Below are 25,450 nucleotides of genomic sequence, written 5' to 3' on the forward strand. Positions count from 1 at the left end.
GATGGGAGCTTATGCGAACAGTGCCCAATCCTCCGACTTGTTAATGTCTGATTTTGGCCTGCCTGAAAGGAATAGACGTGACCTGTTAACCCCCGAGTCTATCGCCTTTATTCAGCACAAATTACTGAGTCAAACAATTGAAAGGCTGTTGTAAGGTTGACACTGAATAATGTCGATTAGTTTATGATGAAAACGAAAGCCATTTTTTCATGTCGTCGTCTAAACCCCTCTATATAACAAGTTTATCCAGTCTACAGCCTATTACCGGCGCCCGGTTATGTAAAAGACATGAACCGGAAGACCCCACTGATCATTCGTCGACGACCGTTCAAGCCCTTTTAAGCGGCAAACCACAAGCCAATCAGCAAAATTTCGCATTATGAAAATCAGTAAATTTCTATTGCTATCACTCTGTTTAGTCGGAGCTGCCTGCAACCCGGAAAAAAAGCCCGAGACAATCGACACCCATGAGGTTATCAATCCCATCGTTAAAGACACCAGCTACGATAGCGAGTATGTGGCCGAAATTCAGTCGGTGAAATATGTCGAAATCAGGAGCCGAATTAAAGGCCACATCGAAAAAATTCATATCGATGAAGGCCAGGCCGTCAAGGAAGGGCAACTGCTGTTTACCCTGAGTTACATGGAATTCGAAAAGGAACTGCAAAAAGCCAATGCCGCGCATAAAAGCGCCCAGGCCGATTTAAAGGCGGCGGAAGTCGAGTTGAGAAATGTCAAACGGCTCCTGGAAAATAATATCGTTGCGGAAGTTGAGCTTGAAGTGGCTAAAGCCAAGGTAGAGGCACTGAGGGCCGACAGGGAAGAAGCGGCAGCCAACCAAGAACAGGTTGCCTTGAATCTCTCCTTCGCCCACATCAAAGCCCCGTTCAACGGTTTCGTCAATCGGATTCCCAACAAAGTCGGCAGCCTGATCGCTGACGGCGACATGTTGACCTCGATTTCCGACAATCGGGAGGTCTTTGCTTATTTCAATCTCTCCGAAATCGACTACCTCAATTATGTGTCGGCTAACAATAAACAAGCCGATAAAGTTAGTTTGAAACTGGCCAATCAAGCCCTTTACCCTCATGCCGGAAAAATAGAAATGATCGAAAGCGAGTTCGATCATGCTACCGGCAATATTGCCTTCAGAGCCCGATTCCCTAATCCCGATGCGCTGTTAAAACACGGCTCCAATGGCAAAGTCGTGGTTAATAAACGTCTCAAGAATGCTTTGTTAATTCCTCAAAAATCGACTTTTGAAATTCAGGACAAGCTTTATGTCTATGTCGTCAATCAAGAGGGTGTTCTACAACAAAGGAATATTGTTCCAAAAATGCGCTTTCCGGATTTTTATGTGATCGAATCGGGATTATCGAAAGAGGAGCAAATCGTTTACGAAGGTGTCGAGATTTTAAAAGATGGAGAAAAAATACATTCTAAGTCAGTCGATTTAGCTCAGGTCATGTCATCCAGTAGCCGCAAATGAAGGAGTAAGAAAGCATCATGATGACTGCCAAATTTATTCATCGCCCCGTATTATCTATCGTCATATCCATTTTAATCACCTTGATGGGGTTGTTGTCATTATTCCAACTGCCCGTTACCCAGTTTCCCGATATTGCTCCTCCCGAAGTCAACGTGACGACCAAGTTTATCGGCGCTAATGCTGAAGCCTGCGTCAAAGCAGTGGTCACGCCACTTGAACGCGCTATCAACGGCGTACCTGGGATGGCCTATATGTCGTCCGTGTCTGGAAATGATGGCGTCAGTGTTATCCAGATTATTTTTAAAGCCGGTACCGATCCAGAAGTCGCCTCCGTCAACGTACAAAACCGTGTGGCATCGGTATTGGATGAATTGCCTGAAGAAGCGATCAAATCAGGGGTCATTGTCGAGAAAGTGCAAAACAGTATGTTGCTGTACGTCAATATTCTCAGTAATGACCCCACGCTGGATGAAAAATTTCTCTACAACTTTACCGACATCAATGTGTTGCGGGAGCTTAAAAGGATCGAAGGCGTCGGTTTCGCTGATATCATGGGAGCGAGGGAATATGCGATGCGTATTTGGCTAAAGCCTGACAAATTGCTGATGTACAACATCTCGCCTACTGAGGTCATTGAAAAATTGAGGGCTCATAACGTCGAGGCCGCACCAGGCAAAATAGGTGAAAGTTCTGGCCGTGATGGACAGTCCCTGCAATACATTTTGAAATACACCGGCAAGCATAATACCCAGGAAGCTTACGAAAACATGGTCCTGAGCGCTAAGGATGACGGCGAGATGTTACGGCTGAAAGACGTAGCGGAAGTGGCTTTCGATTCGCAAGATTACGATGTACTTTCCAAGGAAAACGGCCAACCTTCCGCCGCTATCATGTTGAAACAGCGGCCCGGCAGTAATGCTAAGGAAGTGATCAGCAACATCAAAGCGACCATGGCGGAAATCAAAGCCAACTCGTTTCCACCGGGTATGGATTACAGTTTGAGTTATGACGTATCCGAGTTTCTGGATGCGTCCATCCATGAGGTGATTAAAACGCTGGTGGAAGCGTTCGTATTAGTCGCCTTGGTGGTCTTTATTTTCTTACAGGATGTGCGCTCCACCATCATCCCCATTTTAGCGGTCCCGGTATCGCTAGTCGGAACCTTTTTCTTCATGAATCTGATGGGTTTTTCACTCAATCTCATCACCCTGTTTGCGTTGGTACTGGCGATTGGCATTGTCGTTGACAATGCTATTGTGGTTATTGAAGCCGTGCATGCCAAGATGGAACACTCCCGTGTCGGACCTATGAAAGCTACGGAGCAAGCCATGCGCGAAATCAGCGGGGCGATTATTGCGATTACGCTGGTGATGTCGGCGGTTTTTTTACCTGTGTCTTTTATGGAGGGCCCTACCGGGATATTTTACCGGCAGTTTTCCTTGACCATGGCGTTTTCGATTGTTTTGTCCGGCATTACCGCGTTAACCCTGACACCGGCACTTTGCGCCTTGTTTCTTAAAAATAGCCATCACGATGAACACCAAAAAAAATCCGGCTTGCAGAAACTGTTTGCCGGATTTAATCACTGGTATGACGGACTTGCCGCGAACTACAAGAAGCTGATCAGTGCGATAGCCAATCGCAGGGTCATCACTTTTGGTCTATTGCTGGCTTTTTCGGCGGGGGCCGGACTGATAGGTATCAATGTGCCTTCGGGCTTTATTCCTCAAGAGGATCAAGGCACCATTTACGCCAATATCACCACACCTTCCGGGGCCACACTGGAACGGACTGAAAAAGTCGTGAATGAGGTGCAAAAAATTGCATCCGCTGTCGATGGTGTGAATTCGGTTTCAAGTCTAGCCGGCTTCAGTGTGCTTTCCGATGGTACCGGTGCGGTGTACGGTATGAATCTGATCAGTCTTAAAAATTGGGAACAAAGATCCGTTTCCGATAAAGACGTTATCAGCACTCTGGAAGAAAAAACTCGACACATCAAAGATGCCGGCATCGAATTTTTTACGCCGCCTCCGGTGCCAGGCTACGGTAACTCCAGTGGCTTTGAAATGCGCTTACTGGATAAAACCAGTGGCAGTCTCGAACAATTGCAGAAAGTAGCTGACGCATTTGTTGAAGAACTCAACAAACGCCCTGAAATCGTCAATGCCTTTACGACTTTCAACACTCGTTTTCCGCAATTTGTCCTGCACATCGATGGCGATAAGGCCGCTCAAAAAGGCGTCACGGCCGACAATGCCATGAGCACCTTGCAAACCCTGATTGGCAGCGAATATGCGACCAATTTCATCCGTTTTGGTCAGATGTACAAAGTCATGGTGCAGGCACTGCCTGAATATCGTGCGGAACCGGATGATTTGATGAAGTTGTATATTAAAAATGAGGCCGGCAAGATGGTGCCGTTTTCCGCCTTTCTGCACGTCGAAAAAGTCTACGGCCCGGAGCAGGTAACGCGCTACAACATGTACACGTCGGCGATGATCAATGGCCAACCCGCAGAAGGCTATAGCAGTGGTGAGGCCATCGCGGCGATCAAAGCCGTGGCGGCACAAAAACTACCGAAAGGCTTTGGTTACGACTGGGCGGGATCATCCAGAGATCAGGCACAAACGGGTAATCAGGCTATTTACATTTTCGTGATATGTCTGGTATTCGTTTATCTGCTCCTGGCCGCGCAATACGAAAGCTTTCTATTACCCATGCCCGTCATTCTGTCTTTGCCCATCGGGATCTTTGGTGCTTTATTCATGCTTTGGGTGATGGGCCTGGAAAACAACATCTATGCACAAATTGCCATGATCATGTTAATAGGCATTCTGGGGAAAAATGCCATTTTGATCATTGAGTTTGCCACCTTGCAGCACAGACTGGGAAAGACACCATTAGAGGCAGCTATTGAAGGTGCAGCATTACGTTTACGGCCTATTTTAATGACTTCATTTGCCTTTATTGCCGGCTTGATTCCTCTGATGTTTTCCTCCGGTGCCGGCGAAATCGGCAACAACACCATTGGCTCCGCAGCAGCCGGGGGTATGATTTTTGGAACCCTATTCGGGGTCATTGTGATTCCGGGCTTATACGTAGTATTTGCCAACATTGCCGAAAAATATCATCGTCGAGGCAAAAAAGAAGAAGCCCCCTTTACTGAGACTATTTGATCACCCAATGAAACGTAAAATTTATTGCAGTGTTGCCATTCCTTTATTTTCATTCGCTTTCAGTGGTTGTTCACTCAATACCGATCTGGCTATCCCTGAACAGCCAATACCTGTAAGTTTTCAAGGTAAGTCGTATACCACGAGCATTGCCAACATTGACTGGCGGCAATACTTCAGCGATACGCTGTTGTTAAAGTTGATCGATACGGCCATCGGCAATAATCATGATCTGCAAATAGCCTTGCAACGCATTGAATCATCACGCTCCAGCGTAAAATTGGCTAATGCGGCCATGTTGCCCCAAGTCAGTTTGAATGTCGGCGGTGGCGTGCGTAAGTTTGGGCTTTACACCATGGACGGTGCCGGTAATGCGACGACTGAAATCAGGCCTGGCCAACTCGTTCCCGAAAATTTGACTGACATCTACCTGGGTCTACAGTCATCTTGGGAGATCGATGTTTGGGGCAAGTTGGAAAACCAGCGCAAAGCGGCCGTTTCAAACTACTTATCCAGCATTGAAGGTACCAATTTCGTCATTTCCAATCTGGTGGCCGATGTCGCTATTTACTACAACGAACTGTTGGCCTTGGATAATGAACTGGATATTGTCCAACAGACCATCAGAAAACAGCAGGAAGCTCTGGAGATCATCAAACTGCAGAAAGAAGCTGGCCGAGCCAATGAATTAGCCGTACAGCAATTCCTCGCCCAATTACTGGAAACGCAAGTGCTGGAAGATCAGGTACTGCAACAAATCAGTGAAGCTGAAAATCAGATCAACTTCTTGTTGGGGCGTTATCCTCAGCCAATTGAACGAGCGAAATCCGTTTTTTTCGAAGCCGGTCCGCAAGTCACTTTATCAGGGATTCCATCTCAATTATTAACCAATCGGCCTGATATTCGTGAAGCGGAATTTCAGGTCGAGGCCAGCAAATTTGACTTAAAGGCAGCCAAGGCAGCCTTTTATCCGAACTTCAATATCACGGCCAGTTTGGGCTTTCAGGCCTTCAATCCTGAATTTTTATTTACTTCACCCGCGTCATTGGCTTATTCCTTAGCCGGTAATCTGGTTGCGCCCATTATCAATATGAAATCATTGGAAGCCGCTTTCAATACCGCGCAAGCCAATCAGTTGACGGCCATGTATCATTATCAGAAAACCATTCTGAATGCCTATGTCGAGGTAGCCAACCAACTTTCCAGCATTAAGAGTCTGAAAATAATCAGCACGCTAAAGAAGCAGCAAAGCGAAGCATTGACAGAATCGGTCGAAGCATCCAACGCGCTTTACAAAGCAGCCAGGGCCAGCTATTTAGAGGTGCTCATTGCACAACAAAGTGCTTTGCAATCTAATCTTGAATTAATTAATGTCATCAAACGGCAACGAATGGCGACTATCACTATTTACAAGGCCTTGGGGGGCGGCTGGAAGTAAGAGCTGCCAACTGCAGATTTGGGTTCGGTAAAACGAGTAATTACCTTAACCTAACTTCGTCACTCAAACCTCTCTAAGTCATTGATATTTTGTTTTCTGGCGATTTTTTGAAAAAAAGTCCTTTAAAATCAATGGCCAATTTTGTCAATCTAATGTAGTGCCATTATTTTTTACGCTTGGTGTTGATTTTCTGCACCGGTTGCCGCACGCTATCGGCATGTATATTCGAAAAACTAAAACAAAAACCCTGGATGATGGCGAAGCCTACTTTACCTACCGACTGGTTGAATCGGTGCGTGAAGGGCAGCAGGTCAAACAGCGCACCTTGCTGAATCTCGGCAAAGACTTTGCCCTTGAGTCTCAGCATTGGCCGTTGTTGACGGCCCGAATAGAACAACTGCTACAAGACGCGCAAGCGCAGCAAGTCGAAGTGTTTGCCCTGGCGAATGAGATCAGCGTATTACTGGAAACCGCTGCCCAACGATACAGCCGTTTAATCGTGCATAAACTGGCGCAGCCGGTTGAGCCTTTGGCAGCGGATTATCAGCGCGTGGACATCAACCGCGTGGATGCGGTTGAAAGCCGCAGCATCGGCGCGGAAACCTTGGCCTTGCATGCGGTCGATCAATTGCAAATGGAGCAGAAGCTGACCGCGCTGGGGTTTAATGGTGTCGATCGTGCAGCCGTCTTGGGCAGCATAATCGGCCGCATGGTGTCACCGGGCAGCGAATCACACACGCATCAGTGGTTACAGTCTTGCAGCGCGCTGGGGGGAGTTACTGGATCACGACTTTGGCAGCACCAGCCTGACCCGGTTGTACAAGGTAAGCGACCAACTGCTCAAGCACCAGAGCGCATTGGAAGGCTTTTTGGCGGATCAGGAGCAAACACTGTTTGATCTGAACCGGTGTATCGTTCTGTACGATTTGACCAACACCTACTTCGAAGGCCAGTGCGCCGGCAATCCGAAAGCCCAGTTTGGGCGTTCCAAAGAAAAACGCAGTGATTGCCCCTTGGTGACACTGGGCTTGGTGCTGGATGGCGATGGCTTTCCGCTCGGTAGCCAAGTCTTTCCTGGCAATGCCAGCGAACCGGCCACCCTGAAAACCCTGCTGGAAGGCCTGCAAGGCAAAAACCCGTTAGCGACGCCTAAGCCCGTCATTATCCTGGATGCCGGCATTGCCAGTGCCGACAATATCGCCTGGTTAGTCAAGCACGCTTATCGCTATATCGTGGTCAGCCGTGAGCGTCAGGTTAAAGACCCGCGCGAACAGGACAGCGCGCTGTTGATTCGCGACACAGGCCGTAGCCAGGTCCGGGTTTACAGGGACCTCGATGCGGACAGCGGCGAAATCCGCCTCTATTGCTACTCCGAACAGAAGGCCAAAAAGGAGCACGCCATCCGCAACCGCTTCCATGAACGCCTGGAAGCCGCACTGACTCAATTGCAAGCCGGCTTGAGTCAAAAAGGCACGGTGAAAAACTATGTCAAAATCCTGGAACGCATCGGCCGCCTACGCGAAAAAAACAGCCGCGTGGCCCAAGACTATCAGATTGACGTGACTCCGGACGCCGCGCACAAAAACGCCGTTGCCATCGCCTGGCAGCGTCAAGCACCTAGCGCTGAAAAAGACCGCCAATGCGGGGTGTATTGTCTGCGCAGCAACATGCCGAACTGGTCGGAAGAACAGTTGTGGACCACCTACGTCATGCTCACCGAGATCGAAGCCACCTTTAGAAGCCTGAAAACCGAGCTGGGCTTGCGCCCCGTGTATCACCAGAAAGAAGACCGCGTCACCGGGCACCTCTTCATTACCCTACTGGCCTATCACTTGGTGCACACCCTGCGCCATCAATTAAAGCTTAAGGGCATCCATTTGAGCTGGGACAGCATTCGCACCCTTATGTCCACTCAACAACGGGTCACGCTCATTTTGCCCACCGACGCACAGACCCTCATCTATCTGCGCACCACGACACGCGCCGAAGTTCAGCAACAAGAAATCTTCGCCGCGTTAGGCATCAAAGCCGATCCGCTAGGCAAACGTAAAACCAGCGTGAGCTGCAAAAAATCCGTAGTGCCAACTGACAGCGGATAAAATTTTTAACTGATTGAAATAGCAGGAAATTGTGTTTTTAGGTGACGAAGTTAGGTTAAATAACAACGGCTCTATGTGAAATACAATTGAGATTATCACACAAGACAACTTGCCCAAACAATCAAAAGCAATGAGCGCATTTCATCTGTTCTCTTCCCCAACGCGGGGAAGATAAAGCTCGACATATAGAACTCTCATGGTAGCAAAGAATGGAGGAGCAAGGAAAACTCCCATAATTCCAAGCCACGATCCCATAAGCAAAATGAAGATCAAAAGCGGCACTTCAGGAAGTTCAACTTGGCCTTTCATCAACATCGGAAGAATGATGTTGCCTTCGATCTGTTGGACCACAACAAAAACGGCAATAACCCACAGCACAAGTGAAGGCTCAGATGCCAACGTAATAATTGATGCGCAACCGACAACGATCAGGGTTCCAAGGTACGGAATGATCCCAAATACTGCTGTGAGAAGACCCCATACGGCCCAATAATCGACCCCCGTAATCCATAAACCAATGCCTGTCATGAACCCCAAGATGAGCATGTCGATCATCTGTGCGCGAAACCAGAGTCTCAGGGTTGTGGCGCATCGCCTGAGGACAGAGGCCACTTTCATTTGATGATTATGAGGAAAGGCACGAAGAACCGCCGCGAAATAATCATTCAAGGACACTGCTGTGTACAGACTTATGATCAAAGCAAATAGAAGTCCGCCTATTGCGGTGAAGCTGGTTTGTAGGCCCTTAAAAAAATGTGAGACAAGGCCTTGTGCAGTGGCGCCGACATTCAGAGCTTCAAGCTGAGCCTGAAGCCAGGGATATCTCATGAAAAGTGACGAAAATCGACTGTTTAGATTCGCTGAAATTTCTGGTGCGCGCTTGGAAAGGCTCTCTACTTGGTCCGAGACCAAGTACCAAATCCCGAAGCTTGCTCCGCCAATAATAACAGCAATCACGACAAAACAAAGAAGAGCACTCAGGGCTCTGGGTATCTTAAACTTGCGTCTTGCAAACGAAAGGATTGGCGCAATTAGTACTCCAATCCCGATTCCAATCAGCGACACTATGACAATTGAAAGTGAGTAGTAAAAAAGAAGAAGCGCAGCTATCGAGAATATCCCAACGAGGATAAGCTTCACTTTCATCCAAAATTCTGAGTTCGATTTTTCCATCACATTCAGGGAGGTTCTGTTGCATTAACTTCAAAAACGCATGTTTAGCCGAGCAAGAATGCCAGCTCTTCAAACTGGACGGATTTATTCTGTCAAGGCAATATTGCTGGTCGGTTTTGGACGGACGTCAACAGATTATTACGCTGTTTAGCAAACTGCAGAGTCAGTACCTAATAGTGACGTGCCTGATATAGCAAACGGCCGTGTGACAGTAACGAATGGGGTTATTCCAAACGGATAAGCGGTGGGTGTGACCTCAATTTTTGGCTTCGTGTCAGGCTGCACGTCAAGAGCACCTTGACGACACTGTCAACATCGACACCACTGCGTCCAGAAAAAACATCACCTACACTACGGGACCTATGACCCGTACTGACTCAAAATGCCATGAAATAAGGGGTTAATCGGAGATTCATTGAAATAATTAGGTTCAATATTATCATAAAAATGCCGCGCAGTATTATCTCAAACCTTGGATTCAAGTTATATGCAAACTAAATTAGTTAGGAATAATTTACGACAGAAGTTTCCCAATAATTTCAAAACGAGACTTTCATTATGCTTGGGCTGAAGTGATTATCGATGGGCTTTCTGTAAACTTCGGCAAACCCATTAACAGCCAAAAGTTTGGATACCCAAAATAGAGTAAAACAAAGCCAAAAATTATAGAAAAAACGTAAGCGTCCATCCGAGCCACCTATTCGTGCTCGACTTGACATGGTTTAATTCAAGCGGCTGAACGGCAACAGTTCGTCGATCCGGCTGTTGGGCCAGATGGGTAGTTTTACCAGGGTTTCATTTAACCAAGCGGCGGGATCAAGGCCATTGAGTTTGGCGGTGCCGAGCAGGGTTTGGATGTCAGCGGCCCGTTGACCGGCACGCTCGGATCCCGCGAACAGCCAGTTTTTTCGATTATGCAAAGCTTTGCATAACAAAAATAATTGTAGTATTGCAAATAGTAACGCCCCAGCATTTGCATGGCTTTGCCCAGGCTCTGTTCGTGATGTGGGGTAATGAGCAGATGCTCATGGTTAGTCATTAACACATAAGCATGAACAGAGCATCCATGCTTGTCACAGGCCAATTTCAACTTTTCAAGATAGAAATTGTAATCAGCATCAGCGCAGAAAGTTTCTGCGCGATTATTACCTCGAAGAATCACATGTTGTGGTTAGTTGGGGATAACAAATCTGGGTAAACGTGCCATGGCCTGCTCTTTGGTCGAAAAAATAGGCCTCCTACGACGCTAAAAACCTTAAATCAATCGGGGGTCTGACCCCCATTGATCGCAGTGTGCTTGAAGCCAAGCAACATATGGCATCACGCGGCATTGAGGTGCGTTTATAGTGACAGGCGATTGGTTGGATGAAATACGCTGGACCAGCGAAGGTCTGATACCGGTCATCGCCCAGCAGGCCGATACCGGAAAAGTGTTAATGTTTGCCTGGATGAATCGTGAGTCGCTGGCATTGACGGTCGAGGAAGGCTATGCGGTCTATTGGTCCCGGTCAAGAAACCGGCTTTGGCGCAAAGGCGAAGAATCCGGGCACAGACAGAAAGTCATTTCACTTTACCTGGACTGTGATGAAGATGTTATTTTATTAGCCGTTGATCAGCACGACGGTATCGCCTGTCATACCGGGCGGCACAGCTGTTTTTACAGAAAACTGGTCGATGGTCAATGGCAGGCTGTTGATCCGGTACTAAAAGACCCTAAAGCGATATACAATCATGAATGATGTTTTGCAACAATTAGCCGATATACTGGAACAGCGCAAACAGGCGACGGAAGAAAAATCTTATGTTGCCAGCCTCTATGCAAAAGGTTTGGACAGTATTTTAAAAAAAATTGGTGAAGAGGCTACAGAAACGGTTATTGCCGCTAAAAACGGTGATAAAGAGCAAATTATTTATGAAACAGCAGACTTGTGGTTCCATTGCATGGTGTTGCTGGCTCAACAAGGTCTGGGGCCGGAGCAGGTCCTGCAAGAATTACAGCGGCGCTTTGGTTTATCCGGATTAGAGGAAAAAGCAAAACGCAAAAAAAATTAACATCATTTCGGCATAAGCCAATTCGGAGTCAAAATGGGCATCAGTGTTACTCAATTACTCATAGTTTTAGTTATCGTCATTGTGTTGTTCGGCACAAAAAGACTGCGCAATATCGGTTCAGATCTGGGCGGCGCCATCAAGGGTTTTCGTTCAGCCATGAAAGATGGAGAGGCTGGAAAAAACCTGCCGGATAAAGATGACGAAGACGATATCGTCAGTCATGTCGAATCAAAAGATGACAAAAAAGTTTAGACAACATTATGTTTGACGTTGGTTTTTGGGAAATTTGCATGGTGGGTTTGGTCAGTCTGCTAGTGATTGGGCCTGAACGACTCCCCAAGGCTGCGCGGATTGCAGGCTACTGGCTGGGTAAAACACGCAGTATGGTCGCGGCTGTCAAGGCTGAAATCAAAGAAGAATTACAGGCTGAAGAGATTCGGCAAACCTTGCGGGAACATGCGTCACTTGAAGATCTGAACGAAACTATTTCAGAAGTCAAACAGGCTTCCCAAAACCTGAAAGAATCAATTGATTCCGTTCCCAAACAATTGAGCGGAAAAACAAAGCCTGTCGATGAGTAAACATACTTTTGATCATCAAGAAGAACTGCCTTTCATCTCGCATTTAATCGAGCTACGAAATCGGATTTTAAAAGTCGTTCTTTCTGTTCTGGTTGTGTTTCTGGGTTTAGCGACCTATGCAAATCAGATATACAGTTATCTGGCCGGACCGCTGTTAAAGCATTTGCCAGAAAATAGCACGATGATTGCGATTGATGTCGCATCCCCTTTTTTCACTCCGTTTAAGCTTGCGTTGGTTCTTTCGGTATTCATAGCAGTGCCTATTATTCTGTATCAATTCTGGGCTTTTGTGGCGCCGGGGCTGTATAAGAACGAACGGAAAATGATCCTGCCGCTGCTTGTTGCGAGCACATTTCTGTTTTACTTGGGCGTGGCTTTTGCCTATTTCGTCGTTTTTCCGTTGATTTTCGGGTTTTTAACGGCCGCAGCACCGGAAGGGGTTGCGGTAATGACGGATATCAGTAAATACCTGGATTTTGTGCTAACCCTGTTTTTTGCTTTCGGCATTTGCTTTGAAGTGCCGATATTCACCATAGTTCTGGTTTGGACAGGTTTGACATCGCCGGCTGATTTAGCCGAAAAGCGTCCTTATGTGATTGTTGGGGCTTTTATTATCGGGATGTTGCTGACACCACCCGATGCAATATCACAGACCTTATTGGCTATTCCAATGTGGATGTTGTTTGAAATAGGCTTATTGTTCTCGCGTTTATTCGTACGTAAACATGATAACAGTTTGCAAATCACGACAGGGGAAGATGAGTAATCATTTAGCCCATCCACTTCACATCTATTCTTCAATGTGGATGAAGATGTGAACCATAAGTAAATTATGAGAACGCACTTTAGAAGCACACTCAATGCCGGTTTTTTCTTCAAGCCACCCAAATAAGGATGCGATCGGTTGACGAATGCGCGATATGGAAGTGGACAACCATTGATCCGAAGGTTCTAAACGACCTTGCCCTTGGTCTTTTTTAACGGGGGTAACACGCTGAGTCCTTGGACGGCTTCGATCAATTGCGCATCCGGTCTGCGTTTTCAATCAACCTCATCACCCTGTTTGCGTTGGTACTGACCATTGGCATTGTCGTGGACAATGCTATTGTGGTTACTGAAGTCGTGCATGCCAAGATGGAACAATGGGTACCAATAAACAAAAGACCTAAAGTTTCATAGAAATTTGTTGAATACCGTATCCAACAAGTCTTTCAGCTTGTTTTCACCTTCTCAAAAATAGCCCGTTTTGACAGTGTAATTTTTTATGAGATTTAAACTGCCAGAGTTTTTCGCACCAAGAATAATGAATTTGTGTTGATTATAGGCCGACGGCGGCTCATAGATAAACGAAAACCCAGGCTATAGGTCAAATGGTCCGCAGGCCCCAAATTTGCGATCGCATATAAAGCCTGAGAAACTTTAGAGCTCTGTATTTATTAGCATCCAATGGTTAAATTACTGCATAACATCAGTTATTTCATTGGGGTAAATCTGGACAAAAACGATGCGAGGTCCATTCATTTTTCTGATCACAACATCGAACTGCCTGAATTCAATCTTTTGGCCTTCGATCGGAATGTCGCGCAGCTTGGCCATGATGAGACCACCAATCGATACCTCATCTTCCAATTTAAGCTCTTCATTCTCGACATCGATTCCCAGAATCCGTTCCAGCGAAAATATCGGCAGACTGCCCTTGCCCATAAGTGTGCCGTTATTAAGCCTGGTCCAGTCATTTTTGTTTTGTCGGAACTCGTCGCGGATCTCACCGACCATCGCACTTAACAAATTATCTAGCGTGATGAAGCCTTGCGGTTTTTGGCCTTTTTGTCCAATAATAGCGAAATGCGATGTTCCCATGCGGAAGTGACGGAATAGTTCCATTGCCGGTCTGTGCGGCGCTATGTATTGGATAGGCCGCAAGTAGTCAGTCAAATCCTCAAGCGTTTGGCCCTCCTGCTGGGCGAAAAACAAATCTTTCAAATGAATTACTCCTAACACATCGATGCCGTTAGTGTCGAAATAGGGATAACGGCTAAAGCGTTTTTCAGACACCCTTTGCAGATTTTTTTGCAATGACTCGTTGCGGTGCAATGCAGTGATCTCATGGATCGGGCGCATCAGGTCGGACACTTCGAGTTCGCTGAAGTCTAACGTTTTCGCCAGAATGTTCCATTCATCGCGCGTAAAGCGGTCGTCTGGGAAGTTGCTGCGTAAAATAAGTTTAAGTTCATCAGCCGAGTAATGCGCATCATGACCATGAACATTATCCAAACCCAACAGGCGTAATACCAAATTGGCGCTGGAGTTGAGCAACCAGATCACTGGATACATCAGCCAATAAAATCCGTAGAGCGGCCCGGCGCTCAATAAGCCGATTTTTTCAGGATTACGAATTGCCAGAGATTTCGGTGCAAGCTCGCCGACGACAATGTGCAGAAACGAAATGATGGTAAAGGCGAAAGCAAATGATATGCCGTGTATCAGCTCCGGTGAGGTGACGCCGAGCTTATCGAACAGAGATTCCAGCAGGCTCGCAAACGCAGGCTCGCCAATCCAGCCTAAACCGAGCGAAGCGAGTGTAATGCCCAGCTGGCATGCCGATAAATAAGCATCAAGTTTTGCGTGCACCTTTCCCAAAATGCGTCCACGCCAACCTTTCGTTTTAACAATCGCGTTGATGCGCGTTTTTCGCAGTTTGACCAGACCGAACTCTGCCGCCACAAAAAAGCCATTGAGCGCGACCAGCAACAGCGCGGTAAAGATCAGAAAAAGATTATTCATAACACTTAAGCTTTAATGGAAAGTAATATTGACGTCGTCGATCAAATTAAGGAGTGGCAAAATTAAGGGTAGTATACACATAGCTGCCCATACGGACATTGGGTCGGCGTAAAATTGCACAGCCTTCCGCTTCTGGCTCAAACTCGGCTTTATCTGCTTCGGCGGGCAAGGCCCTGCCAAACAATGCTAAGGCCCCGCGTTGATTGATGACGAAACGCCAACGCCGGTTCATGCCGCTTCCGCTGGCCACACTGCTTAAAATGGCGGAGGTAGGATCGATCTCATGGGGTGGTGTGATGGGATTGCTGTGCGGGCAATACGGCTGGAACGGCTCACTGACACAGAAGAGCTCGTTTTTTTCTCCAAGGCGGCGCTTATGCGGGAGTCCCAGTCCCTAACGTGTATCAGGGTGCAGTGGAGCATAACCACCTAAGTTTTTAAACAGATGTACCTACTACGCCTTCTTCTTGAAGCAATATTTACTTTACCAGGACTTTTCTCCGAAACAGTTTTTCAAGTTCCAAAATACCAAACATGCCAACACCGATGGCGATAATCTCCATGCCATGCACTAAATCCACCGGGCGGCTGTCAAAAAATGCCTCCATAAACGGCGCATAGGTAAACACCAGTTGCAGGATGATGACCGCAGTGACGCCAATCAGTACCGCCGGTGAATTGAACAGGCGTTTGAAACTTAAGGATGAAACACGCTGATAGCGCACGCTGAACAGGTAAAAAACCTCCATCGTCACCAGCGTATTGACGGCATAGGTGCGCGCTTCCTCCAGCGTAGAACCCTGATACAGGCTCAATTTGAAAATACCAAATATACCGGCTGCAAACAATGCGGTTACCAATAGTATGCGCCAAACCAGAAACCCTGAAAGAATAGGCTCGTTCGCAGGTCGCGGTGGATGTGTCATGCTGTCCGGTTCGCCGGGTTCGAATGCGAGCGTCATGGCCAGAGCTATCGAACTCACCATATTGACCCAAAGGATCTGTAAGGGCGTGATCGGCAAAGTATAGCCCAACAAGATGGCAACGATGATACTGATGGATTCACCGCCGTTGACCGGTAGCAGAAACGCCACGGCCTTTTTCAGGTTCTCATAAACTGCGCGGCCTTCCTTTACGGCATGGACGATGGTGGCGAAGTTGTCATCGGTAATCACCATCACTGAAGCTTCCTTGGCGGCTTCGGTGCCTTTATGACCCATGGCGATGCCGATGTCGGCGCGTCTTAGCGCAGGCGCATCATTCACGCCATCGCCGGTCATCGCCACACAAACGCCGTCCGTTTGCAGCAGTCTGACCAGACGCAGTTTATGTTCCGGGCTGACCCGTGCGTAGACATCCGTCTCCTGAACCCGGCCACGTAATTCATCATCATTCATCAGCTCCATTTCGTGACCGGTGATGACTTCCGACGAATTGACCAGATTCAACTGGGCGGCGATGCTGCAAGCTGTAAGCGCATGATCGCCGGTGATCATCTTGACCCGAATACCGGCGCTTTGGCATTCCTTGATCGCCGCGATAGCCTCGGTGCGTGGGGGATCAATCAGGCCAAACAGCCCGAGCAACACCAGACCATCATTCAAGTCTTCGAAATTCAGCTCCTGGTTATGACTGGGCGCGGGTTTACAGGCCACTGCCAAAACCCGTTGCCCTTGCCGAGCCAGCAATTCGATCTGCTTTTGCCAGTAATGGCGGTTGATTGCCTGGTCGCCAGCTGCGGCGCGCTGCTGCACGCACATCTCCAGGAGACGTTCCGGCGCACCCTTAACAAAAATAAGCGCCTCACCCGTATGGCTGTGGTGCATCGTTGCCATGAACCTGTGCTCGGAATCGAAAGGAATCAGGTCGGTACGGGGGTAATTTCTGCCTTCCTCGTCCGCATTCAGTCCAGCCTTCATGGCGGCAATCAGCAATGCCGCCTCCATCGGATCGCCGTGAATGCGCCATCCTTCCTCCCCTTGCTCAAGCGCTGCATCATTACAGAACAGGCCTGCCCGCAATACCTGTTGTGGTATGGAGGTCGACTCGACCGCTACCCCCAAGCCATCGTGCAGAAAATCGCCATGCGGATCGTAGCCCGTGCCCGTAACCTCAAGCACTTGGTCGGCCGTCACCAGCGACCGTACCGTCATCTCGTTGCGCGTCAGGGTGCCGGTTTTGTCAGTGCAAATCACGCTGACCGAGCCCAGTGTTTCCACCGCCGGCAAGCGCCTAATAATCGCCTTGCGGGTCGCTAGACGCTGCACGCCGATTGCCAGCGTCACCGAAAGAATAGCCGGTAATCCTTCAGGGATGGCTGCGACAGCCATCCCCACGACAATCATGAACATGTCCATCGCACTGAAATCACGCACCCATACACCAAACATAAACATGAATATCGACAGCAGCAACACCGCCGCGGTAACCCAGCGGGCAAAGACCGCCATTTGCCGCAACAACGGTGTCGTCAATGTGTGTACTTGCGACACCAGCGTGCTGATATGTCCGATTTCGGTTTGAGCACCGGTCGCCACCACAAGTCCTGATGCCTGACCTGTGGTGACCAGCGTTCCGGAATAGGCCATGCCAAGCCGATCGCTCAATACGGCATCGCAGGCAACCGCTTCGGCGCTTTTTTCAACCGGCACTGATTCACCGGTCAGCACTGCCTCTTGAATTTGCAGGTTTTTGACTTTTAGCAGCCTCATATCCGCAGGCACTTTATCGCCCGGTTGCAGCAGCACGATATCGCCGGGCACCAGTTCTTCGGCGGGTACGGTTATACGCCGTCCATCACGCTGCACCATGGCATGTGCTGACAGCATCTGCCGTATTGCCCACAGTGCATTTTCGGCTTTGCCTTCCTGAATAAAGCCGAACACGGCATTCAGCATGACCACCGCCAAAATTACACCGGTATCCGTCCAGTGTCCCAGTATCGCAGTAATGCTTGCGGTGCCGATTAACACATAGAGCAGTAGATTATGAAATTGCACGATGAAACGCATAAACGCCGATCGTGGCTTGCTTTCAGGCAAGCGGTTCGAACCGTACAAAGCGCGTCGACGCACGATCTCGTCATCCGTCAGGCCTTGGTTTTCATCGGCGTCAAGGGTGCTGAGCACGGCTTCTGTGGATAATGCATGCCAGTTTTGGTCAGGTATTTGGGGGCTGGTTGTTTCAGTAGGCACATGGGCGCTATCGTCCAGTCCGGGTGCTTCTTTGTCCTGTCCTTGCTGTTTCAGCCATGCCTGCCAAACAGACAGCAATACAGCCAGAATCACGGGGCCCAAAAAGAGGCCTATCCCGCCGAAGGTCGTGAGTCCACCCAAAACACCGAACATCACTACAAGAAAGGGCACTTGGCTAGCGCCACTGATAACTATTGGACGAATTACATTATCTACCGTGCTAACTACCAGAAAGCCCCAAAGCAATAGCCCTACCCCCTGCCAAAACTGATCCATAAGCACCAACATGATGCCAATGGGCATCCACACCAATGTGGCACCCATAGGAACCAGCGCCAATAGCGCGGTAATTGCTCCAAACAGCACGGGTGCCTTGACACCTGCTACAAAGTAACCAATCCCGGCTATTACCCCCTGTGCCAGTGCCGCAAGCACCAGGCCGTAAACGACGGCACGCGTTGTGTTGCCGGCAGCTTGTAGATATACATCCTGATATTTTCCTAGAAATCGAACCAGTCCTTGATGCAACTGCCTGGTTATTTCTTTACCATCGCGAAAACAGAAGAACACCGTAACCAGGATAACACCCAGTTTTAAAACGTTTTGCCCAATACCACCAAGGAATCGGGCAAATCCGCCCATCCCCTGTTTTACCCAGTCTGCAAGTTGTGTCGCCAGCTCTGCCCGGTCACTGGTCAACCGGGCGATCCATTCCTGTGCAGTAGAGCCCAGCCAGGGAATGCGCCGAATAAAGTCGGGGAGTTGATATGCTTCTTGAGTTAAGTTATCCGCTAAGGTTTGATAAGCGATTTTGATTTCTTCTTGTAGCATGGCAGCAAGCCAAAAGGCTGACAAAGAGATCACCGTCGCAATAAGGGTCGTCATCACTGCTGCACTGAGGGTGGCTTTGTCTTTGAGTAAATGCCTCAACCACTGGTAAGGTGGCCACATGACATAGGTTATGATCAATGCCCATGCCAGTGTTAGCAAGAATTCACGCAACACCATAAAGCCCAGCAATAAAAGAGCGGATAATAAAATGCCGGGAATCAAGGATCGTATCGGGTTTCTACTTAAAAAATCATTCATTCACTACGACCTAAAAAGTATCAAATTGAGATTAAAACAGGCTTATGCTCTATACCCGAATCTTTCAGGTCTTCATCTAAGATAAGCCACCAAAAATAAACTGCAAGCAGGTCTAGATGAAAGTCATGGCCATTCAGGTGAAGAGTAAAAGGGTCGCGCTCAGCGAGCTGGTGATAAGAGCAATCCGAATCCAGACGACGATTTTAGATGATTCGGCCAGCGCCAATCGCCGTTCCTGAACGGTGGAGTATGCCCGTTGCGAAACAATTTTCGCCATGCGCATGAGATACACCATTAAGCCAATGGCGATGGCTAGGCTGCTCCAGAAAAAGATAATTTCCGACGTTCTTTTAGACAGATGGAAGGCCCACTCAAAGAAATGTTCGGCTATTGATTCAAAAAGCTCGTACAGTATATGCAAAGCATGTCCCAGCGCTATGAAACCATGTCCGAGCAACGATAACAGCGTATCGCCAAACAGGAACAAAGTGGGGATGCCCAGCACGAGGCCAACTGTGATACCGCCCAAAAAGTGATACAGGGTTCTTGCGTAAGCAATCAACTCTGTTCTAATCAGTTCAATTTTGTTCATGAAATTTTCCTCGCAATCACTGGTAGGCGAAGCACCTGCTTTTGGCATTTACTTGGATAACGACCATCGCGATTTGCCGTTGGGTTCTTTACCGGGGCAGGTTCCGCGCTTCGTGTGATTTGGGAAAATCGGAACCTACGCTGATCATAAAGCTGGTGACTTCCTCAAAATTCAATTCCGATTTAATCACCTTGGATTCATGGATGATCACCGTGAAGCCATTGGTGGGATTCGGCGAGGTAGGAATATAGAGCACATAGCGGTCGTCCTCCCGGTTGGTTACATAGGCTGGTACCCACACGCCGTCTTTGGGGTATTCCACGTAGACCACTTCCCGCACCGGATTCCCGCCTTGGCCGCGAAACATGTCGATCACCTTCTTGCTGACCCGATAAACGCCGCTCAGGAACGGTACCCGCTCGATGAGCATGTCAAACAGGGATATGATCAGGGACTGCCGGTATTTCGCCAACTCGCGTCCGATATACACCAGCAGTGCATAGACGGCAATGAACACAGCGGCGGTAATCCAATAATGCCCCATCCATTCCCTGACATCGAAAACGGACTGCAGCACAAAGCTGACCAGCCAGACGAAGATCTGCACGACGATATAGACGGGCAGGATTGCGAATGCTCCCACCAGGAAGTGATTGAGCGAGAGTTTGACGGATTTTAAAAGTTCGGACATCGATAAGCTCCAATAGTTTTTCTTGGCTAGGGTTACAGGCATCACATCAAGTGCGACTCCTTAAAAGCAAGCGCCGGCAAATAAATTCAACGATCCGGTTACGAAAAAAATAAAAATCGCTCAGACGGTCAATAGTTATATGTTGGGCCGATGGGCGGAAAGAAATAGCCATTCCATGGCTGGAACATAAACGAGTTCCATCTTGATTAGAAAGGGATAATTTACGACTGAAGTTTCCCAATAAGTTCAAAAACAGACTGTCATTATACTTGGGATAAAGGAATTATCGATGGGATTTCGGTAAACCGCGGCAAACCCATTAAATTCCCTATAAGTTTGGAAACGATCCAGCAAAAGGACGAAGAACTCGGTGGCTTGAAAGACAAAATAGCGATTTTGAAGGGCGAAAAAGTGCGTCCCAATTTCAAGCCGAGTGGTATAGCGCAAGCAACCTATGGCAAGCAGTCGTTGGGAACTGGCGAGGACCAGACCAAGCGGTCGGGCTCAAGGAAGCGGAATAAGACGCAGCAGCTCGTCATCTACGAAGAACGAGTGATTCGCCCGTCCTATCAAGCCTCCGATACACGTTTTAAAGGCTTTCGGTATTGAGAAGTTCATAATAGCTTACTAAAGTATTGATTAAAAAAGATATTATAAAATTCCACAGCTTTGGGATTAAAATCCTACAGTAAATTTGAAAGGCAGGTCTGTATTCCACTTCTGCCATTTAAGGCTGATGCATCAATGAGTGCATTTGGGACACGGATGAGTTCAACGTCGCAAAATTGCTTGCCGTAAAGCGGACGGTTGTGACTGTCAATAATTGGCCGATAGGGTGAGGTCGCCAATGGCTGCTTTGGAGACTTCCAGTTCGCAGTTTCTGGATTTGGCTGACTGTCCGGTTTGGAGAACTGCGTCCGGCTGGTTAGGGTCGCTGGCGACCATCCGCTCTTCAGATTCATCGCCGGAAAGCTGTCATTGAATTCCGATTCCTGAAAACAGCCATTCGTTACCGAGTTCAATCGACCCACAGCTGACAGATAAGTTTTAATTTGCTGTGACAGGAAAAGGCAAATAATTTGCCTGTCAAAATGTAGGTGCAGTTAGCGACTTGCGTAATCGCACATTTTGAAGCCAACTTCCTCCGATGCCACTAGCGCTATTCGGAGCTAAGCGGGCTGTTTTCATACCTACGCATCAATTAATTTGCCATCTTAACTGCAAGGTACGATACCCGGCTTGAGTCTAGCAGTTCCCCAGGCGGATCTCACCCGCTAAAATTTGCAACATTGTCCAGCCGCAACGATGACCTGCTCGCTGATCCCATTTTTTCAAGAGCTGATTTAAACTTTTCTTACACTTTATAAGCTTTGAAGCGACCCGCATACATTACCGTGAGCGCAGACCCGAATAGCAGGAAACCTCCGGGCAAGGGTATAGGACTTGTCGGCACAATCGCATTACGGAAATCGGCGCCAGTTCCCGAAAAGGCAGTAAAATCGGTGACAGGGTTGCCTGCTGCGTCACGCAGGCTGCTGACACCTGCCCAGGTGATCGTGTTGCGAAAATCGCTCACGAAGGAAGTTGCCGCCGGCAATCCCGGTGTGGTCAGTCCGCCCACCGAACTTGAAGTTGCCGATCCGTAAGTTTCAAGGACCACGGAATAGTTGAAGGGCGTGCCAAAAACGAAGCTCAGCTCGCCTCCCATTAGTTCGTTCTGGAGACCCACCGCCGGGATATCTTGTTGAAATCCTCTGTTCTCGGCATCAAGCCGAAAATTCTGTGTCACCGTGTTGATTGCGAAAAGAGTGATTGAGATATCAGCCGACCCGAGCGCTCTGGAATTATTATTGGCGGGGGCATCACGCCCAGCCGAAAGAACGCCTTCTGCCAGAAAACCGAGGTCTGCGAAACCGATCGTTCCGGTCAATGAGGGGTTATTGATGACAATGGTGTCGAGTACATTGGCACGCATCCCAAAAAACGCATGGCCGCCCGCCTCGTCCCGCGCAGGTACTGCAAAGGTGGCACTGCTGCCCACGGCGCCGAAACGCATCCAACCATCGCCCACGCGGGCAACGACATCGGCGGCAGCACCGAAGGGTGTCGCGTAAGCGAAGCTACTGGAAGCATTGTTCGTGAGCGGTTGATTGAAAGGCACCGTGTCCCCACCCGATAAAATTGGCGATAGGTAAGGGCGATAAGAATAATTGGCCCCAACATAGCCATCGATAGTTGCGATTAGCGCTGCCGAAACCTCAGGCGCTACAAATGGCAACACCGCACTCAAGCAGAGTGCGCGCGTAAATTTCGTTAAACCAGTTTTTTCGATCACGACATACCTCCTGCTCAGAAAAAAGGAATGCATCAAGTTCATTAAACTATATTGCCGGGGACGATTCAAGCTGAATCCTGTAAACCCAAAAATGAGCAAATGCGGCTCAATACCTTCGCCAAAAATCATGCTGCTTTCGCATGAATTCGACCAATTTCTGCGGCTTGGAAAATCCTATTGTCAATATAAAACTCATCCGCATTTTTGCCGAGCGAATTAATAATGCGCCGCGTGTATTTTCGCGCCCTTAAGATAGTTTTTAAGTCCAGCATACTGCTCCTGTTTACGCCCTCGAGTTTGGCTGATAATAGCTGCGAAAAGGTCACCATAAAGAGGGCAAAGTTAGCGGCATTGTTGACTTGCGTTGCTTTGATATTCATAAAATCTTCGAGTCCCCAGTATTGTTTGGCGTCTCGAAAGTTAAACTCGATTTGAAAACGCAAGGCGTAATAATCAATCAACTTTTCACTGGCTAGTGTCAGGTCATCACTAAACAACAACACCTTTGCGGTTCGCCCGGTGTTCAGGTTGACTTTTACGATGATGGCGACATTCAGCAATTCGGGAAAGTTTTTATGCCAAGCCTGCACGTGGTAAACACGGGTGCGGATGTTTTTTCCACAGTTTCTAGTGTTAGAGAGTCAGCCGTCAGCGTTTCCACGGTTAGTTTTTCGCCCTATTTACGGGGCTTGCCCTTGCCTGAATAAGCCCTGCATTGGGGAAATAGAGCTTTGAATCATGGCGTAGCTTAGAAATAAGATGCAGTCCTGCTTCGTTAACCGCTTGCAGACTGGCATTGTTACCCAAGGCACCATCATACACGAAGTAGACGATGGCCAAGTCCAGGCCTATCAGGGTCAAAGCTGAACGGATGCAGTTCTGCAACTGCGTCTGGAAAGGCGACAATGCCACCGCCTTTCTGTTTTTGTTAAGACTGCCTTTGGGCCTGCCGACGGCCTGTCCTTTCGTCTTGACCGCTTTGGGTGCACTTTTTTGAACGTCACTGCGCACCAACTGCTCGGTGATTAAAGGATAAGCGGCTCGCGTTTCAACGTGGAGCAATGACAGGTTTAAAAAGCACAGGCCAGGGAGCGCCTTGTTGTAAATAGATGAAAAAAAATCCCCAGCCCATACGTTTCTTTCCCAGATTTGGTCACCATGACTTCGTCACCGATGAGCAACCAGGTTCCTTTCGTTTCCAGTGCGTGTGGCTTTACCAGTTGCCAACGCAACCGTGGCCAGTCTATCTTTTCTTTAAAAAAACGTTGCACCGTTCGATAACTCCCACCTTTTTCCGTCCAGCGGGATATGCCCAGCTGGGTGACTCGCCCGGTCATCGCCAACACGGCTTCAATGATCAGGGTTAGCTGCTTGAACGTCCGAGGTGCCAGCGATGAGCTCAGGCTGCTAAGTGTTGTGATTATTTCGTCCATGATTGGATTAGGTGGGTGATACTGTGATTTAAGGTTTCTGTATTCTACATTTCTAGGCATCTAAGTTTTGTCCTATCCGCAAAGAATCATGCTTACCGTTTGGCGAAGGTATTGATCATCATAATACGATTTAAAGTGTCAGTTTTTTTAACATCACCTACTTTATTCCAGTAAAAAATTAAATAATTATATCGTTATACCTTTGAAATAATTGAAAATAAAGTAATGGGCATAGAGTATGCTTTAGTATGAGAAAAAACTATACCGATGGCGCTAACGACATCCTATTTTCTTCCACTGTAAACCACCGACCTATGAGGCATTACCCATGAAAATTTCCAAGCTAATTCCGATACTTCTTCTATTCAGCCCTTATAGCGTAGAGGCCGAAATCTTATACAACTTTTATTACACCCAACCCAGTGGCGATGTATCACCATTTGAGGCCATTGATATCTATGGCACTTTCGAACTGGATCCCTTCTCCGAACCGTTGGAATTATCTAGAACCAACAAACCTGCTGCATCACTATTGCCTGCGACCTTGACTTACAACGAATTCTTCAGTGCGAGTTTACCTTACCAGCAATTCAATGGGGTGGTCTTCGACATCGACGACCTGAATTACTCGTATACTTCAGACTTTGCATTTAGGACGTGCAGTGATACTTTTACAAATGCCTGCTCTCCCGGTGAATACACAATCGAACAAGGCAATAGTTTTATCTTCAGTGCTGCTGATACGGGAACAACAATTAACCCAGGAGATACCCATGTTTTCCTTCTAGGTACGGCAACACCCACCAACGGGAGCGCAGCACCGGGAACTTACGAATTGTTTAGCTTTGGTTTTGGATTGACGCATTATTTTGAAGCCAGCTTGTACGATGAAGAATCAGAAGAATTTGTCAATCTGACGCTATCTTTTGAACAATCGTTTAGTGCATGCGAGGACAACAATTCAAGCTGTTCATTTACAAGAACAGTCGTACCTGTTCCACCTGCATTGGTATTTTTTGCAACTGCGATGATTGGTCTTGCGGGTGCGCGTCTTAAACAAATGAGATCAGTTTAAGGCTTCTTTTTTTGGAACTGGGGAAGGGTTAGATAGGGTTCATTGGTTTCTCTTCCGCTGAAAATCTTGGAAACGGAGCTTTAGCGAAGTGAAGATTTTTATTCCCCGATAGCCGTAGCGCCGGGCGGGTTTTCGTAGCTTGCGGAGAAAACCTGCAAGGTATCGCGAAACGGCGTTAAGTCATGCGAGAGCCAATGTTTCGACCCCTTGTTGGGTCGAAACGAGGCGACGCGGACGAATCGGGGCCGCCGG

General features: G+C 48.0%; 21 protein-coding genes and 5 pseudogenes. 13 read left to right on the plus strand and 13 right to left on the minus strand.

Annotation, left to right across the window (positions count from 1 at the left end; genetic code table 11):
• The first annotated feature begins 379 nt into the window (after positions 1–379).
• From GO003_RS21065 to GO003_RS21085, 5 genes are all read left to right on the plus strand, one after another.
• The gene (locus GO003_RS21065; RefSeq protein ID WP_159658767.1) at positions 380–1,489 is read left to right on the plus strand and encodes an efflux RND transporter periplasmic adaptor subunit; all 1,110 of its coding nucleotides are present in this window, start codon (positions 380–382) and stop codon (positions 1,487–1,489) included.
• A 20-nt stretch (positions 1,490–1,509) separates the two neighbouring features.
• A complete protein-coding gene (locus tag GO003_RS21070) occupies positions 1,510–4,665 on the plus strand; it encodes an efflux RND transporter permease subunit (RefSeq protein ID WP_159658768.1) in 3,156 nt (1,051 codons plus the stop codon).
• Positions 4,666–4,672: 7 nt separating this feature from the next.
• Positions 4,673–6,100 (plus strand): efflux transporter outer membrane subunit, encoded by a 1,428-nt coding sequence (locus GO003_RS21075; RefSeq protein ID WP_159658766.1) that lies wholly within the window; start codon positions 4,673–4,675, stop codon positions 6,098–6,100.
• A 157-nt stretch (positions 6,101–6,257) separates the two neighbouring features.
• Positions 6,258–6,998: a hypothetical protein gene (locus GO003_RS21080; RefSeq protein ID WP_231089130.1), complete on the plus strand. Its 741-nt coding sequence runs from the start codon at positions 6,258–6,260 to the stop codon at positions 6,996–6,998.
• Entirely contained in the window at positions 6,916–8,199 is a 1,284-nt protein-coding gene (locus GO003_RS21085) for an IS1634 family transposase (RefSeq protein ID WP_231089131.1), read from the plus strand. The genes GO003_RS21080 and GO003_RS21085 overlap by 83 nt, the downstream gene beginning before the upstream one ends.
• Before the next feature lie 141 nt (positions 8,200–8,340).
• Here GO003_RS21085 and GO003_RS21090 read toward each other — a convergent pair whose 3' ends face one another.
• The 3 genes and pseudogenes from GO003_RS21090 to GO003_RS26700 all read right to left on the minus strand — a co-directional run.
• Positions 8,341–9,372, minus strand: a complete 1,032-nt coding sequence (locus GO003_RS21090) for an AI-2E family transporter (protein ID WP_159658276.1) — start codon at positions 9,370–9,372, stop codon at positions 8,341–8,343.
• A 722-nt stretch (positions 9,373–10,094) separates the two neighbouring features.
• Positions 10,095–10,283 (minus strand): annotated as a pseudogene (locus GO003_RS21095) (transposase domain-containing protein); the annotation flags it as partial.
• Positions 10,284–10,339: 56 nt separating this feature from the next.
• Positions 10,340–10,534 (minus strand): annotated as a pseudogene (locus tag GO003_RS26700) (transposase); the annotation flags it as partial.
• 184 nt (positions 10,535–10,718) lie between these two features.
• Here GO003_RS26700 and hisI point away from each other — a divergent pair.
• The 5 genes from hisI to tatC are packed head-to-tail and all read left to right on the plus strand — an operon-like array spanning position 10,719 to position 12,771.
• Complete coding sequence (gene hisI, locus GO003_RS21100) at positions 10,719–11,111, plus strand: phosphoribosyl-AMP cyclohydrolase (RefSeq protein ID WP_159658648.1); 393 nt, start codon at positions 10,719–10,721, stop codon at positions 11,109–11,111.
• Positions 11,104–11,424, plus strand: a complete 321-nt coding sequence (locus tag GO003_RS21105; protein WP_159658647.1) for a phosphoribosyl-ATP diphosphatase — start codon at positions 11,104–11,106, stop codon at positions 11,422–11,424. The genes hisI and GO003_RS21105 overlap by 8 nt, the downstream gene beginning before the upstream one ends.
• Positions 11,425–11,457: 33 nt before the next feature.
• The gene (gene tatA / locus GO003_RS21110) at positions 11,458–11,676 is read left to right on the plus strand and encodes a Sec-independent protein translocase subunit TatA (protein WP_159658646.1); all 219 of its coding nucleotides are present in this window, start codon (positions 11,458–11,460) and stop codon (positions 11,674–11,676) included.
• An 8-nt stretch (positions 11,677–11,684) separates the two neighbouring features.
• Positions 11,685–12,005 carry a Sec-independent protein translocase protein TatB gene (tatB, locus tag GO003_RS21115; protein ID WP_159658645.1) on the plus strand — a complete coding sequence of 107 codons (321 nt, stop codon included), beginning with the start codon at positions 11,685–11,687 and terminating at the stop codon, positions 12,003–12,005.
• Positions 11,998–12,771, plus strand: coding sequence for a twin-arginine translocase subunit TatC (tatC, locus tag GO003_RS21120; RefSeq protein WP_231089132.1), 774 nt, complete (start codon positions 11,998–12,000; stop codon positions 12,769–12,771). Before tatB ends, tatC begins: the two co-directional genes overlap by 8 nt.
• Positions 12,772–12,795: 24 nt before the next feature.
• On the opposite strand, the pseudogene GO003_RS26785 reads toward tatC, so the two are convergent.
• A pseudogene (locus tag GO003_RS26785) lies at positions 12,796–13,010 on the minus strand (IS982 family transposase); the annotation flags it as partial.
• 33 nt (positions 13,011–13,043) lie between these two features.
• On the opposite strand from GO003_RS26785, the pseudogene GO003_RS26705 reads away from it, so the two are divergent.
• Positions 13,044–13,145: pseudogene (locus tag GO003_RS26705) on the plus strand (efflux RND transporter permease subunit); the annotation flags it as partial.
• Between the two features lie 315 nt (positions 13,146–13,460).
• Here GO003_RS26705 and GO003_RS21130 read toward each other — a convergent pair.
• The 5 genes from GO003_RS21130 to GO003_RS21150 form a co-directional block, all read right to left on the minus strand.
• Positions 13,461–14,789, minus strand: coding sequence for a hemolysin family protein (locus GO003_RS21130; protein ID WP_159658036.1), 1,329 nt, complete (start codon positions 14,787–14,789; stop codon positions 13,461–13,463).
• A 46-nt stretch (positions 14,790–14,835) separates the two neighbouring features.
• A complete protein-coding gene (locus GO003_RS21135) occupies positions 14,836–15,021 on the minus strand; it encodes a hypothetical protein (RefSeq protein WP_159658037.1) in 186 nt (61 codons plus the stop codon).
• A 247-nt stretch (positions 15,022–15,268) separates the two neighbouring features.
• Complete coding sequence (locus GO003_RS21140) at positions 15,269–19,072, minus strand: HAD-IC family P-type ATPase (protein WP_159658038.1); 3,804 nt, start codon at positions 19,070–19,072, stop codon at positions 15,269–15,271.
• Between the two features lie 133 nt (positions 19,073–19,205).
• The gene (locus GO003_RS21145) at positions 19,206–19,664 is read right to left on the minus strand and encodes a hypothetical protein (protein ID WP_159658039.1); all 459 of its coding nucleotides are present in this window, start codon (positions 19,662–19,664) and stop codon (positions 19,206–19,208) included.
• An 88-nt stretch (positions 19,665–19,752) separates the two neighbouring features.
• Positions 19,753–20,355 (minus strand): DUF502 domain-containing protein, encoded by a 603-nt coding sequence (locus GO003_RS21150; RefSeq protein WP_159658040.1) that lies wholly within the window; start codon positions 20,353–20,355, stop codon positions 19,753–19,755.
• A 336-nt stretch (positions 20,356–20,691) separates the two neighbouring features.
• Here GO003_RS21150 and GO003_RS21155 point away from each other — a divergent pair, with 336 nt between their 5' ends.
• On the plus strand, positions 20,692–20,964 hold the full coding sequence (locus GO003_RS21155) for a hypothetical protein (RefSeq protein WP_159658041.1): 273 nt from the start codon (positions 20,692–20,694) through the stop codon (positions 20,962–20,964).
• Between the two features lie 207 nt (positions 20,965–21,171).
• Here GO003_RS21155 and GO003_RS26285 read toward each other — a convergent pair whose 3' ends face one another.
• The 4 genes and pseudogenes from GO003_RS26285 to GO003_RS26710 all read right to left on the minus strand — a co-directional run bounded on the left by GO003_RS26285 (position 21,172) and on the right by GO003_RS26710 (position 24,183).
• Positions 21,172–21,300, minus strand: coding sequence for a hypothetical protein (locus tag GO003_RS26285; protein ID WP_269144435.1), 129 nt, complete (start codon positions 21,298–21,300; stop codon positions 21,172–21,174).
• A gap of 409 nt (positions 21,301–21,709) precedes the next feature.
• Positions 21,710–22,819, minus strand: coding sequence for a hypothetical protein (locus tag GO003_RS21160; RefSeq protein ID WP_159658042.1), 1,110 nt, complete (start codon positions 22,817–22,819; stop codon positions 21,710–21,712).
• Positions 22,816–23,187: a hypothetical protein gene (locus tag GO003_RS21165; protein WP_159658043.1), complete on the minus strand. Its 372-nt coding sequence runs from the start codon at positions 23,185–23,187 to the stop codon at positions 22,816–22,818. Before GO003_RS21165 ends, GO003_RS21160 begins: the two co-directional genes overlap by 4 nt.
• Before the next feature lie 166 nt (positions 23,188–23,353).
• Positions 23,354–24,183: pseudogene (locus GO003_RS26710) on the minus strand (transposase).
• A 268-nt stretch (positions 24,184–24,451) separates the two neighbouring features.
• Between GO003_RS26710 and GO003_RS21175 the strand changes: the two are divergent.
• On the plus strand, positions 24,452–25,198 hold the full coding sequence (locus GO003_RS21175; protein ID WP_159658045.1) for a hypothetical protein: 747 nt from the start codon (positions 24,452–24,454) through the stop codon (positions 25,196–25,198).
• Positions 25,199–25,450: the final 252 nt, after the last annotated feature.

This window comes from Methylicorpusculum oleiharenae (genome assembly GCF_009828925.2).
GTDB lineage: Bacteria > Pseudomonadota > Gammaproteobacteria > Methylococcales > Methylomonadaceae > Methylicorpusculum > Methylicorpusculum oleiharenae.